General features: G+C 62.8%; 13 protein-coding genes. 11 read left to right on the top strand and 2 right to left on the bottom strand.

The genetic code is table 11. The features are described 5' to 3' along the window. Positions 1 to 100: 100 nt before the first annotated feature. The 6 genes from BMI86_RS04705 (at position 101) to BMI86_RS04680 (ending at position 6,671) form a co-directional block, all read left to right on the top strand. Positions 101 to 1,033, top strand: a complete 933-nt coding sequence (locus BMI86_RS04705; RefSeq protein WP_078519926.1) for a sugar-binding protein — start codon at positions 101 to 103, stop codon at positions 1,031 to 1,033. 65 nt (positions 1,034 to 1,098) lie between these two features. After that, positions 1,099 to 2,601, top strand: coding sequence for a sugar ABC transporter ATP-binding protein (locus BMI86_RS04700; RefSeq protein WP_078539965.1), 1,503 nt, complete (start codon positions 1,099 to 1,101; stop codon positions 2,599 to 2,601). Positions 2,602 to 2,647: 46 nt separating this feature from the next. Further along, positions 2,648 to 3,541 (top strand): NAD(P)-dependent oxidoreductase, encoded by an 894-nt coding sequence (locus BMI86_RS04695; protein ID WP_078519924.1) that lies wholly within the window; start codon positions 2,648 to 2,650, stop codon positions 3,539 to 3,541. 122 nt (positions 3,542 to 3,663) lie between these two features. Further along, entirely contained in the window at positions 3,664 to 4,689 is a 1,026-nt protein-coding gene (locus BMI86_RS04690; RefSeq protein WP_078539964.1) for a LacI family DNA-binding transcriptional regulator, read from the top strand. Between the two features lie 43 nt (positions 4,690 to 4,732). Then, entirely contained in the window at positions 4,733 to 5,575 is an 843-nt protein-coding gene (locus BMI86_RS04685; protein WP_078519922.1) for an SDR family NAD(P)-dependent oxidoreductase, read from the top strand. A gap of 7 nt (positions 5,576 to 5,582) precedes the next feature. Next, entirely contained in the window at positions 5,583 to 6,671 is a 1,089-nt protein-coding gene (locus tag BMI86_RS04680; RefSeq protein ID WP_078539963.1) for a tartrate dehydrogenase, read from the top strand. Positions 6,672 to 6,809: 138 nt separating this feature from the next. Here BMI86_RS04680 and BMI86_RS04675 read toward each other — a convergent pair whose 3' ends face one another. Continuing rightward, positions 6,810 to 7,391 (bottom strand): nucleotidyltransferase family protein, encoded by a 582-nt coding sequence (locus BMI86_RS04675; RefSeq protein WP_168173780.1) that lies wholly within the window; start codon positions 7,389 to 7,391, stop codon positions 6,810 to 6,812. A 17-nt stretch (positions 7,392 to 7,408) separates the two neighbouring features. Next, complete coding sequence (locus tag BMI86_RS04670; protein ID WP_078539961.1) at positions 7,409 to 7,720, bottom strand: NIPSNAP family protein; 312 nt, start codon at positions 7,718 to 7,720, stop codon at positions 7,409 to 7,411. A gap of 142 nt (positions 7,721 to 7,862) precedes the next feature. Between BMI86_RS04670 and BMI86_RS04665 the strand changes: the two genes are divergently transcribed. The 5 genes from BMI86_RS04665 (at position 7,863) to ugpC (ending at position 13,262) form a co-directional block, all read left to right on the top strand. Continuing rightward, the gene (locus BMI86_RS04665; protein WP_210402689.1) at positions 7,863 to 8,624 is read left to right on the top strand and encodes a TetR/AcrR family transcriptional regulator; all 762 of its coding nucleotides are present in this window, start codon (positions 7,863 to 7,865) and stop codon (positions 8,622 to 8,624) included. A gap of 239 nt (positions 8,625 to 8,863) precedes the next feature. Further along, a complete protein-coding gene (locus BMI86_RS04660) occupies positions 8,864 to 10,195 on the top strand; it encodes an extracellular solute-binding protein (protein ID WP_078539960.1) in 1,332 nt (443 codons plus the stop codon). A 131-nt stretch (positions 10,196 to 10,326) separates the two neighbouring features. Continuing rightward, positions 10,327 to 11,172 (top strand): sugar ABC transporter permease, encoded by an 846-nt coding sequence (locus BMI86_RS04655; protein WP_210402688.1) that lies wholly within the window; start codon positions 10,327 to 10,329, stop codon positions 11,170 to 11,172. Position 11,173: 1 nt separating this feature from the next. Then, a complete protein-coding gene (locus BMI86_RS04650; protein WP_210402129.1) occupies positions 11,174 to 12,139 on the top strand; it encodes a carbohydrate ABC transporter permease in 966 nt (321 codons plus the stop codon). A 13-nt stretch (positions 12,140 to 12,152) separates the two neighbouring features. Then, the gene (gene ugpC, locus BMI86_RS04645) at positions 12,153 to 13,262 is read left to right on the top strand and encodes a sn-glycerol-3-phosphate ABC transporter ATP-binding protein UgpC (RefSeq protein ID WP_078539958.1); all 1,110 of its coding nucleotides are present in this window, start codon (positions 12,153 to 12,155) and stop codon (positions 13,260 to 13,262) included. Positions 13,263 to 13,264: the final 2 nt, after the last annotated feature.

Here is a 13,264-nt window from a genome sequence, read left to right as displayed (position 1 = left end):
GAGATCCGGACGAAGAAGGCCCCGGTGCGGGGCGTGAAACCGAAACTGCATCAACAACAGGGGCCCGCCGCGGTTGGTTGGGTCCGGAGGAGGAGACAAGATGCGTATTGCAATGAAAGCCGCCGCTGCGGTTCTGGCCCTGGCAACCGGCATGGGGACGGCAGCGTCCTATGCTCAGGACATCACCGTGGCGCTCGTGCCGAAAGTGGCCGTTCCGTTCTTCGACGACTGCAACACCGGTGGCGCGGAAGCGGCCAATGAACTGGGCGTGAAGTATCAGTGGGTTGTGCCCGCGAACACGCAGGGTTCGACGCAGGTCAAGATCATTGAGGACCTGATGGCGCGCCATGTCGACGGGATCGGGATCTCGGTCAACGAGCCGAAATCGGTCGAAGGCATCATCAAGCAGGCCACCGATGCGGGCATCAAGGTCGTCACCTTCGACAGTGACAGCGCCAACAGCTCGCGCAGCATGTATATCGGCACGATCAACAAGCAGGCTGGCGTGACCATGGGCAAATCCATGGCCGAAGCGCTCGGCGGCAAGGGTGAAGTGGCGATCGTCACCGGTCAGCTCGGCGCCTCGAACCTGAACGAGCGGATCGACGGCGTGAAGGAGGCGCTGGCGGACTATCCCGACATCAAGCTGGTCGCGACCGAAGGCACCGAGGATGACCTCGCGCGCGCCGTGTCGGTGACCGAGGCGCTCCTGCGCGCCAACCCGAACCTCTCGGGCATCTTCGGCATCAGCCAGGTCGGTGGCCCGGCCGTGGCGAAGGTTCTCGCGCAGCAGGAATTCGCGGATAAGAAAGGCCAGCTGAAGGTCTTTGCCTTCGACGATCTGCCCGACACGATCAAAGGCGTGAAGGAAGGCTTCATCGACGGCATCATGGTGCAGCGCCCGATCACGATGGGCAAGCTGGCGGTCGAGCATCTCGTGGCCCAGATCAAGGGTGAAGAGACCGACCCGCAGAACATCGACACCGGTGTGACCGTTGTGACTGCCGACAACCTCGACAGCTACACCAAGTAATCTCCGACAAGACCTGGGCGGGGCCAAACGCGGCCCCGCTCGACATTCTTCAGCCAGAGGCCGCGATGAAACCGTTTCTCGAAATGATCGGCATTTCCAAGACCTTTCCCGGGGTGAAGGCGCTGGACCACGTCGATCTGCATCTCAATTCCGGAGAGGTGCATGTGCTGGCGGGTGAGAATGGCGCCGGCAAGAGCACCCTGATGAAGATCATGACCGGAGTGCTGCGCGCGGATCCGGGCGGCGAGATCCGGGTCGAGGGCGAACCCGTCGTCATCAAGAACCCGGTCCATGCCCGGTCGCTCGGCATCTCGATCATCTACCAGGAACTCGCGGTGGTGAATAACCTCACCGTCGCCGAGAACGTCTTTCTCGCGCGCGAGCCGTTGTTGCCCACGGGCCTGATCGACCGCACCAAGATGAATGCGGACACCCGCGCGGTGCTGCACGAGCTTGGCGTGGAAATCGATCCCGAAGCGATGGTCGGCACGCTTTCGATCGGCCAGAGGCAGCTGATCGAGATCGCCCGCGCCATCTCCTACAATTCCAAGCTCATTATCATGGACGAGCCGACCGCGTCGCTCAGCCACCACGAGGCATCGACGCTGTTGCGCATGTCGCGCAAGCTGGCCGCGCAGGGCGTCGGCATCGTCTTCATCTCGCACAAGCTCGAGGAAATCTTCGAGATCGCCGACCGCGTCACCGTGCTGCGCGACGGGCGCACCGTGGACACACGGCCGGTGTCCGAGATGACGAGCGACCTGCTCGTGCGCCTGATGGTGGATCGCGAACTCGACCAGTTGTTCGGTCATCACATCTCCCACGCGACCGACGAGGTTCTGATGTCGGTGCGCAATCTCACCGAGAAGCGCGTGAAGGACGAAGGCGTCTTCGTGCGCGACGTCGATTTCGACCTGCGTCGCGGCGAGGTGCTGGGCTTTTTCGGTCTGGTCGGCGCCGGGCGGACCGAAGTGATGGAGATGATCTTCGGCAGCCGCCCCCATAGCGGCGAGATTTCGATCAACGGCAAACCGGCGCGGATTTCCTCGCCCTCGGACGCGATCGAGCATGGGCTCGGATTTGTGACCGAGGATCGGCAGTCGCGCGGGCTTGTCCTCGGCATGTCGGTGCGCGAGAATTTCTCGCTGACGCATCTGAGTGACTATTGCAGCCTCGACTTCGTGAACCGTCGCAAGGAAACCGCGGCCTGTGCGGATTACATCCGCGCGCTGGGCATCAAGACGCCGTCGCCCGAGCAGAAGGTGCTCAACCTGTCGGGCGGCAACCAGCAGAAGGTCGTCTTGGCGAAATGGGCCGCGCGGCGCCCGCAGATCCTGATCGTCGACGAACCGACGCGCGGGATCGACATCGGCGCGAAGGCAGAGGTCCACACGTTGCTGGGCAAGATGGCCGAGGAGGGAATGTCGATCATCGTCGTCTCTTCGGATCTGCCGGAGATCCTCGCGATCAGCGACCGTGTGATCGTGCTGAAGGAGGGGAAGATCAGCGGCGAACTGACCCGAGAGAACGCCACGCAGGAAAGCGTGATGCTGGCGGCGACCGGCTGAGGCCGTCCCGTCGAACCAAATGTGAATGAACGAAACGGAGACTGAAATGACCAAGCGCGTAGTATTTACAGGCGGAACCGGCAAGGCTGGGCGTCATGCGGTGCCGCATCTGCTGAGCAAGGGCTACGATGTGCTCAATGTCGACCTCAAGCCGCTCGACCTGCCCGGCGTCAACACGCTGATCACCGATGTGACCGACAGCGGCGCCGTGTTCAACGCGCTGACCACCCACCACGACTTCGGCGGGTTCGAGAAGGGCGCGCCGCCTTCGCCGCCCGATGCGATCGTGCATTTCGCCGCGATCCCGCGCGTGCTGATTGAGCCCGACAACGTGACCTATCAGGCCAATGTCATGAGCACCTACAATGTGCTCGAGGCGGCGATGAAGCTCGGCGTGCGCAAGGTGATCATCGCTTCGTCCGAGACGACCTACGGCGTGTGCTTCGCCGAGGGCGACAAGGATTTCCACTCCTTCCCGCTCGAGGAAGATTACGACAGCGATCCGATGGACAGCTACGGCCTCTCCAAGGTCTGCAACGAAAAGACCGCCCGCGCTTTCGCCGCCCGCTACGGCGCGGATATCTATGCGCTGCGCATCGGTAACGTGATCGAGCCGGATGAATACGGCATGTTCAAGGGCTTCCTTAAGGACCCGATGAGCCGCAAGCGCAACGCGTGGAGCTATATCGACGCCCGCGATCTGGGTGAGATCGTGCATCTGTGCATCGAGAAGGACGGGCTGGGCTATCAGGTGTTCAACGCGGTCAACGACACGATCACCGCCGATATGCCGACCACCGAGTTCTTGAAGAAATACTGCCCGAACACGCCGATCACTCGCGAGATGGGCCCAGACGAGGCGCCGATCTCGAACCGCAAGGCGCGCGAGGTTCTGGGCTTCAAGGAAGCGCATCCGTGGCGCAAATACGTGGAGGTATGATCGCCACGGTCCCCGCGATGTTTTTAGCGCCCATGCACGTATGGCCTATGAAAACGCTGCCGCTAGGTGCATTTCTGGGTCATTGACTCGGGCTTGCCCGAAAGGAATTGGAGGAAAGCGTCATGGGGACCAAACAGCGATTGCCTGACCGCAAAAGCAAGATCACGGTGCGCGAGGTCGCGCGCCGTGCCAATGTCAGCGAGTCGACGGTTTCGCGGATCATGCGCAACAAGGGGCTCGTCGCCGAGTCCACCCGCGAGAAGGTCATGGAGACGGTCCGCGCGATGGGCTATGTCCCCAACCGCATCGCGGGCTCGCTGGCCTCGCTCGACTCCTTCCTCGTGGGCGTCGTCATCCCGTCGCTCTCTAACATCGTGTTCCCGGAGGTTCTGCAGGGCGTCCATGCCGGGCTCGACGGAAGCGACCTGCAGCCGGTGATCTCGACCACGGATTACAATGTCGACCGCGAAGAGGCCGTCGTGCGCGGCATTCTCAGCTGGAAACCCGCCGCGATCCTGCTCGCCGGGTTCGACCACACCGACGCCACCCGCAAGATGCTCGAGCAGAGCGATATCCGCGTCGTCGAGATGATGGATATCGACAGCACGCCGATCGACATCGCAGTGGGCACCTCGCATCGCCGCGCGGGCCACGCGATCGGTCGCCATCTGATCTCGCGCGGCTACCGGCATTTCGGCTATGTCGGCCATGACTGGAACGCCGACCGCCGGGCGCGGCTGCGCTATGATGGGCTGTGCGAGGCGCTCGCGGAGTCCGGCCTGTCGATCGAAGCGCATGCGATCGACGACGGACCCAGCTCGGTCGGGACGGGTCGGGAGCAGACCGCGCGCCTGCGTGCCTCGGCCCCGCAGATCGACGTCGCGGTCTATTCCAACGACGACATGGCCGTGGGCGGCGTCTTCCACTGCCTTGCCGAAGGCATCAGCCTGCCCGACCAATTCGCCATATTCGGCTTCAACGGGCTCGATATCGGCAAGGAGCTGCCCCAGCCGCTCTCGACCGTCCGCTCGAACCGCTATCTCATCGGCAAGAAGGCGATCGAGGAGGTTCTGGCCTCGCCCGAGCGCCCGTCGACACCCACCATCATCGACACTGATTTCGAGGTCTTCGCCGGCGCAACCGCCTGAGGCGCGTCGATCTCGGACACCGAACGAAAAAAGGAGAAATCCCATGCATCCCGCTCTCGCCAAAGGCAATGTCGCAGTCGTCACCGGAGGGGCCTCGGGTATCGGCCTCGCCGCCGCCCGCCACCTCGCCGGGCTGGGGATGCGTGTCTGCATCGCCGATCTGCCGGGGGCTGCGCTCGAAGCCGCCTACGACGCCCTGATCGCTGCGGGCGCGGCGGCGGCTGACGTAATGACGCAGGCCACCGATGTTTCGGACCGGGCGCAGCTCACGGCGCTCGCCGATGAGGTCTGGGCGCATTTCGGGCCGGTCAATCTGCTGATGAACAATGCGGGCATGCAGCCCGGTAGCTCGATCTTCGATGCGGAAGGCAACTGGGACCGCATCCTCGATGTGAACATGGGTGGCATCATCCGTGGCAGCCAGATCTTTGCGCCGCGCATGATCGCGTCGGGCGCGCCGGGCCTAATCGTCAATACTGGCTCCAAGCAGGGGATCACCACGCCTCCGGGCGATCCGGCCTATAACGTGTCGAAAGCCGGCGTGAAAGCCTTCACCGAGGCTCTGCAGCACGAGCTGCGCAATCGTGAAGACTGCAAGGTCGAGGCGCGGCTGTTCATCCCGGGCTTCGTCTATACGCCGCTCACCGCAGGCGGGCGCACCGAGAAACCCGCCGATGCCTGGACGCCCGAGCAGGTCGTGGAGTTTCTCTTCGACTCGATCGAGCGCGGCGATTTCTACATTCTGTGCCCCGACAACGACGTGGATCGCGCTACCGACGTGAAGCGCATCCTCTGGGCGGCGGGCGACATCACCGAGAACCGCCCGCCCTTGTCGCGCTGGCATCCCGATTACGGTGACGCCTTCAAGGCGTGGTTGAAGAAGTGATGCGGCCATGACGACCCGGGTTCATCGTATCGCGGCCATCCCCGGCGATGGGATCGGGCCGGAAGTGGTCGACGCCGCACTGACGGCGCTTGACCACCTGAGCCGCCAGACCAACGCGTTCCGGCTCGAGGTCGACCGCTTCGACTGGGGCTCGAAACGCTTTCAGCGCGAGGGCACATTCATGCCCGCAGACGGGGTCGATGCACTGCGGGCCTATAACGCGATCCTATTCGGCGCGGTCGGCGCTCCGGACGTGCCCGATCACCTGACGCTCTGGGGGCTACGCCTCGCGATCTGTCAGGGGCTCGATCAATATGCGAACCTGCGGCCCACCCGGATCCTACCGGGCCTCTCGAGTCCGCTTGCAGGTGTCGGTCCGGACGATCTGGACTGGCTGATCGTGCGCGAGAACTCCGAGGGCGAATATGCGGGGCAGGGCGGGCGCAGCCATCGCGGCCAGCCGCACGAGGTCGCCACCGAGACCGCCATCTTCACCCGTACCGGCGTCGAGCGCATCATGCGCGTGGCCTTCTCGCAGGCCCAGGCGCGCCCGCGTAAGCGTCTGACGGTGGTGACGAAATCCAACGCGCAGCGCTACGGGCTGGTGCTGTGGGACGAGATCGCCGCCGAGGTCGCGACCGAGTTTCCTGATGTGACATGGGACCGGATGCTGGTCGACGCGATGACCGTGCGCATGACGCTCGATCCGCGTTCGCTCGACACGATCGTCGCCACGAACCTTCACGCCGACATCCTCTCGGATCTCGCGGCGGCGCTCGCAGGGTCGATCGGCATCGCTCCCACAGCCAATCTCAACCCCGAGCGCGCCGCGCCGTCGATGTTCGAGCCGATCCACGGCTCGGCCTTCGATATCACCGGCAAGGGCGTCGCCAATCCCATCGGCACCTTCTGGAGTGCTGCGATGATGGTGGGGCATCTGGGAGAGACCGAGGCCGAGGCGCAGATGATGCGCGCGATCGAGGTCGTGACAGCCGATCCCGAGAGTCGCCCGCGCGACCTCGGCGGCACAGCCAGCACCGAGCAGGTGACGGAACGGCTCTGCCGCGCGCTCGATGAGATCGGGACGAAAAGCTGAAAATTACGGACGGGCGTTGGACGCTGTCGTCTTTTGTCGGTCTTGAGAGCCGGGCGCATGGGATGCGGACCTACGCAAGCCGAACTCGCGTCCCGCGCCAAGATCGGTATCCCGACAATGCGCGCCCTAGAGAAAGGGTCAGGCGCGATCCTCACGCTTGACGTTAACCCGATGATGGCGGAGGTCTTCGGGCGTGTCGATGTCACTCGCCTCTTCGGCTGAAAGGGGGATGAGCGACTTGGGCGGCAGGGCGCGCAACAGCTCCCGGGCGCCGTGATCTCCGTCCTGATCGGGTGCGTGTCTCAAGTCCTGCGCGGTCAGAAGCGCCGGCGGCATCGGGATACCGTCGAAGGTGCAGGCGCGGCTGCCGCCATCGCTATTTACCAAGGCGCGGAGCGTGTCGGTTGAAACGAAAGGCATGTCGCCCAGCACGAACAGCGCACGTTCTGCCCGGCGGCTCGTTGCGACGCCGCGCGCCGCTCGCCAGCTCTCGGAGAGCGGCAGGCCCGGCGTCACGTGATGCACCTTGAACGACGGCGGGAGAGAAACGGCGACCCTCTCGGAAGAGACGATCGCCACGAGCGCGTCACATCCCGACGCCTCGAGCGCGCGTGCCGCTGCCAGCACCAAAGGGGCGCCGTTCCAATCTGCAAGGAGCTTGTCCCGAGCGCCGAACCGACGCGAGGCGCCGGCGGCGAGGAGGATGCCAAGCGTGCGCATGGTGGCCCGCGCCCGGATCAGTCGAGCGGCGAGAAGGCCGCGGGCTGCAGGAAGATGTTTTCCTGATGCACGAGATAGGGCAGGATCTTGGGCACGAAAGCCTGCCATTCCGGATCAGCGCCCAGCTTGGCCCGTTGCGCGCTGCGGTGGCCGTAATCCTCATAGGCCCAAAGGAAGGTGACCGCGTTGAGCACGCCGCTGTCGCTGACCCAGCATCCGGCAAGCTTCGCGTATTGGGTGATGATGTGCAGGCCCTCGGCTTCATAGAGCTTGAGGAACTCGGGCGCCTTCCCGGGGGTGATGCGGTAGGTTCTTTGTTCGTAGATCATGTTGGACTCCGGCGTGAATGGCAGAAAATCGCGGGCACTGACGTCCCGTCACGCGCCGAAGCTACGACCAAACTTTGGGTTTTCGCAACACATAAGTCGTCAAGTGACGAAAAGATACTTTGCCTTCGCGCGGAATGGGCTAATGTATGAACCTGAAGTCGTTGCGTCCGGCGTCGGAATGAACAACAAGGGGTGCCAAGGGGAAAACGTGCAGGCCAAGCCAAAAATGACTGAAGGTTCGTCCAAAACGAACGGCGCCGGAAATAAGCCCGGCTCGCCGCAAGGCGCTGTACGGATGCCGTTCAATGAGCGTCGTGCTCAGATCCTGGACGTCGCCACCGAGTTCTTCGCGGAGAACGGGCTTACGGGGCAGACGCGCCAATTGGCGGAGAAATGCGGCATCTCCCAGCGTCTTCTCTATCGCTTCTTCCCGACCAAGGAAGACCTGCTCAAAGAGGTCTATAACCGAGAGATTCTTGGTGCTTTCAAGGCCGTCTGGTTCGTTGAGCTTCAGGATCGTTCGCAGCCCATGGCCGTGCGTCTCGACGCATTCTATCGCGACTATCTTCAGTCTACCTTGACCCGGAAGTGGTTGCGATTGTTCCTTTATGCCTCGCTGGCCGAGGCGAATATGGCGCCTGACTACATCGCGGCGATCGTCATGCAGTTGCTGGAGACCGTGATGCGCGAAGTGGCGCATGAGCGGGGCGTAGAGCTGCCGGAAGATCCCGCATTGCTCCGCGAAATGGCGTGGACGCTGCACGGTGCGATCTCTCACTACGCGATTCGACGCCATATCTATCAAAGCAGCCTGTCGCTCTCCGAAGACCAGGTGGTAACGATGCATGTCCGCGTGTTCCTCGCGGGATTCGAAGACATGGTCGAGGTGTGCAGCGGCCGCTGAGCGCTGCAATCCACTACATTTTCCCTGATTTCGCCTGCGGAGGCTTCCGCAGGCGCTGAAATTTTGTGCGATTTCCGTTGCGGAAGGGAAATCCTCACTTTTTCGTTTGTCGTCAGTTGACGAATAAATAAATCGCCAATAGCGTCGGTTCCCATAAACAAGATCAACAGGGACGGCTTGCTGCAGGTTGGGCTTTGAACGGGCTCGGGCTGAGGCGGCCATGCAAAAGGAATCGAAAGATGCTCAAGGATAAGACGCGCCGTCTCGGGCGCCGGGATTTCCTCCGCTACTCGGCGGCGGGCGCAGGGGCGCTGATGGCGCCGGGTCTGGTTCGTCCGGCCAAGGCCGAAACGGCCGCGCTGACGATGCACACCTGGTCGGCGGCGGTCGACACCGTGCAGAGCCACCTCAGCGCCTTCACCAAGGAAACCGGGATCCCGGTCAATTACGGGAACTCGCCCTGGGCCCAGTACCGCGAGGGCATGGTCGCGAAATTCGTGGGCGGTGCGCCGCTCGACGCGATGTGGGTGTCGGATTCCTGGCTGCCCGAGTGGGCCGAGGCCGGCTGGATCGCTCCGGTCGACGAGTTCGACAGCCTGATGAAATACAACGCCGAGGCCGAGGATTTCTGCACCGACTCCATGACCTATGGCGGTCGTCAGTACGGCCTGACCTATTACACCGACTACATGGCCTTCTTCTATGACGAGGCGAAGCTCAAGGAAGCCGGCTTCGACGCCCCGCCGGAAACCTGGGATGAGCTGGTCGAGCAGTCGCTCGTCATGAAAGAGAAGGGCATTGCCGACTATCCGATGATGCTCGCAATGGCGCAGGAAAGCTGGCTGATCGAGTTCATCTCGACGCTGGTCTATTCGCATGGTGGCCGTCTGGTCGACGACAACGGCATGGCCGTGATGCAGGACCCGAAAGAGGGGGCTGTAGAGGCGCTGAGCTGGGTCGTCGATGCGGTCAACAAGCACGAGATCGTCTCGCCCGCCTGTGTCGAGACCGGCGAACTGGCTGGCCTGAAATCCTTCGCGGCGGGCAACCACGCCTTCGCGATGGTCGCGAAATACCGTCTGCGGATGCTCAACGATCCCGAGCAGTCGCAGATCGCGGGCAATGTGAAGCAGGCGATGATGCCGAAAGGCGCCAACGGCTCTCACGCGACGGTCGGCTGGATGCGTTTCCACGGCATGTCGGCGCAGGCTGCACAAGACAAGGCGCGCGCCGAGAATGCCGCGAAGCTGATCGAATGGTTCGGCGGCAAGGCGGATGGCGCCTACACGTTCCAGAAACTCCTGTTCCTCGATATCGGCGCCGGGTTCGGCGTGAAGCCTCTGTTCGAGGATCCCGAGATCCGCGCGGCCTACGACTCCTATGGCGATGTCGACATGATCCAGGCTCAGCAGGCGCTCGCTCGCAAGAAGGACACGGTCACCCCGTGGTTCGGCGAGTGGAACGACACCAACGGGTCGGCCTGGCAATCGGCGATCCTCGGCAATGTCGATCCGGCCGGAGCGGTCAAGAAATCTGCCGATCTGTGGAACGAGCTGAAGGACAGCTACTGAGCAGGTGCGGCGGGCCTTTCTAAAAGGTCCGCCGCCTGTCGGGCAGGGCAACGGGAGAGCATGACGTGGCGAATGCAATGACACGGGCGACACGCCCGAAATGGCGGGTGGGATACGAGGAGCGCAGCGCCATGCTGTTTCTTGCTCCTGTCATGGCCGTTCTGGGCGCGGTTGCGGTCTTCCCGATCGCCTATTCGCTTTATATCAGCTTCTTCAGCATCAAGCTGACGCGTCCGAACCGGACCCCCTTCGTCGGGCTGAAGAACTATACCGATCTTCTCGACGATGAGGCTTTCTGGGGCGCGGTCTGGCGCACGGTGAGTTTCTCGCTCGTCTCGGTTACCGCGATTGCTTTCATAGCCTTGCTTGTCTCGCTGCTGCTGAACCAAGAATTCCGCGGGCGTCGTATCCTGTCGACGATCCTGCTGGTGCCGTGGGCGATCCCCTATGTCGCGAACGCGCTGATGTGGAAATGGATCTACGATTCCAGCTACGGCGCGCTGAACGGCCTGCTCTACCAGCTCGATTTCATCGACAAATACATGGTCTGGCTGGGGGATCAGGACAAAACGCTGTTCCTGATCGCCAATGCCTTCGTCTGGAAGGAAGTGCCGCTGGCGACGATCCTTCTGCTGGTCTCGCTCAAGTCGATCCCGTCCGATCTCTATGCGGCGGCACGCGTCGATGGCGCGACGGTCTGGCAGCGCTTCGTGCATGTCACCCTGCCGGCGATGAAGCCCGGTTTCATGCTGGTGATGATCTACGAGACGATGATGGCGATCCGCCATTTCGACCTGTTCTTCATCCTGACCGAGGGCGGGCCCGGTAGCGCGTCGCATGTGCTCTCGTGGCACATCTATGTCGAGACCTTCCGCAACCTGTCCTTCGGGAGCGGTGCTGCGATGTCCTACCTCCTCGCAATCGCGACTTTCGCACTCTCCTACCTCTTCATCCGAACGCTGGGGCGCAAGATCTGACATGAGCGATATGCCTATCACCCCGCCTGTCGACACGATCGACTACCGCCGCCGCCAGAAAATCGGGCGTATTGTGCAGCGTCTGGTGATCGTGGTCTCCGCGATCGTCCTTGCGGCCTACATTCTCGCCCCGGTGTCCTGGCTCGTCTCTTCGGCGTTCCAGACCGAGACCGAGATCGTTTCGATCCCGCCGCACTGGATTCCCGAAGAGCCGACCCTGCGCAATTTCGAGGCGATCTTCACCGCCGGGAACGACGAGCCCGTCACCTACGAGACGCGCTCGGGCGCCGATCCGGCTGCCGGTGACTTCATCCCCTCCACCGCAGAAAACCTCCTGCCGTCGATGGCCAACAGCCTGATCGTCTCGATCCTGGTGGTGATCCTGAACCTGCTGGTCGGGGTGCCGGCCGCCTATGCGATCGCGAAGATCCGGTTCTGGGGGCGCAACGCGTCGGTCTACTTCATCCTGATCACGCGGGTGATCCCCGATATTGCGCTGGTCGTGCCGTTTTTCCTGGTGATCCGCAAACTCGGGATGCTCGATACGCTCGGATCGCTGGTGATCACCTATCTCGCGATCACGGTGCCCTTCACGGTCTTCATCCTGATCCAGTATTTCGAGGGCCTTCCGGACGAGCTGGACAAGGCCGCGCGGGTCGATGGCTGTTCGCGGCTCCAGGCGCTGATCAAGGTGTTCCTGCCGCTCTCGCTGCCCTCGCTCGTCGCCGTGGTCCTCTTCACCTTCCTTACCAGCTGGAACGAATTCCTGCTCGCGCTGATGTTCACGCAGACTTCCGCGTCGCAGACTCTGCCGATCCTGCTGGCCTCGTTCACCTCCGATTTCACGGTGAGCTTCTCCTTCCTCAACGCCGCTGGCGTCCTGGCGGTCGTGCCGCCCGTGATCGTCGCCATCGTCTTCGAACGCTACATCGTTTCCGGTCTGACCGCCGGGGCTGTCAAAGGTTAGAAAGGACAAAGTCTTGGCCCGGATCCGCTTCACCAACGTCAACAAGAAATACGCCAACGGCTTCCATGCCGTGCGCAATCTCAACCTCGATATCGAGGATCGCGAGTTCATCGTCCTGCTCGGCCCTTCGGGCTGCGGCAAATCCACGACCCTCAACATGATTGCAGGGCTCGAGGAGGTTTCGGACGGCGATCTGATCTTCGACGAGCAGGTCGTGAACTACGTCCCCCCGCACAAGCGCGACGTCGCGATGGTGTTCCAGAGCTACGCGCTCTACCCGCATAAGACCGTCTACGACAATATCGGCTTCGGGCTGAAAATGCGCAACGCGTCGAAGGAAGAGATCGACGAGCGCGTGCAAGACGCCGCGAAGAAGCTCGAGATTTCGCACCTGCTCGACCGCCGTCCGTCGCAGCTGTCGGGCGGCCAGCGTCAGCGTGTGGCGCTGGGGCGCGCGATGGTCCGTGACCCGTCGGTCTTCCTGATGGATGAGCCGCTGTCGAACCTCGATGCGGCGCTACGGATCTCGATGCGCGCGGAGATCAAGGAACTCCACCGCGCGATGGAGACCACCTTCGTCTACGTGACCCATGATCAGGCCGAGGCGCTCACGCTCGCGGATCGTATCGTGGTGATGAATGACGGGGTCGTGCAGCAGATCGGCACGCCCGACGACATCTACGAGCGCCCCGCGAACACCTTCGTGGCGTCGTTCCTCGGCAGCCCGCCGATCAACTATTTCGACGGCGTCCTTGAGGCAGGGCCAGATGACGAGATGGCCTTCGTCCGCGATGGGTTGCGTCTCGTGCTGCCGGCAGATCATGCGGCGCGCCTGAAAGGGCAGGAGGGCCGCGCGGTGCGGCTGGGTATCCGGGCCGAGGATGTCGCGGAAGGCACTGCCGAGGCGGGATATAATGCGCTCAGCGGCACCGTGAACTCGGTGCTCCCGGTTGGTTCGGATCAGTATCTCGGCATGGATTTCGGCGGCGAGGAGCTGTTCTTCCGCGTCGGCAAGGATCTGCGCCATGCGTTCGGCGAGAGCATCACCCTCGCGGTGGATCTCAACCGCCTGCATGTCTTCGACCGCGAAACCGGTCAGTCGCTGATCTGGAACGCGGCCTGACA

Source organism: Thioclava sp. DLFJ5-1, from assembly GCF_002020115.1.
Classification (GTDB): Bacteria; Pseudomonadota; Alphaproteobacteria; order Rhodobacterales; family Rhodobacteraceae; genus Thioclava; species Thioclava sediminum.
This window is presented reverse-complemented; position numbering and strand designations above follow the sequence as displayed.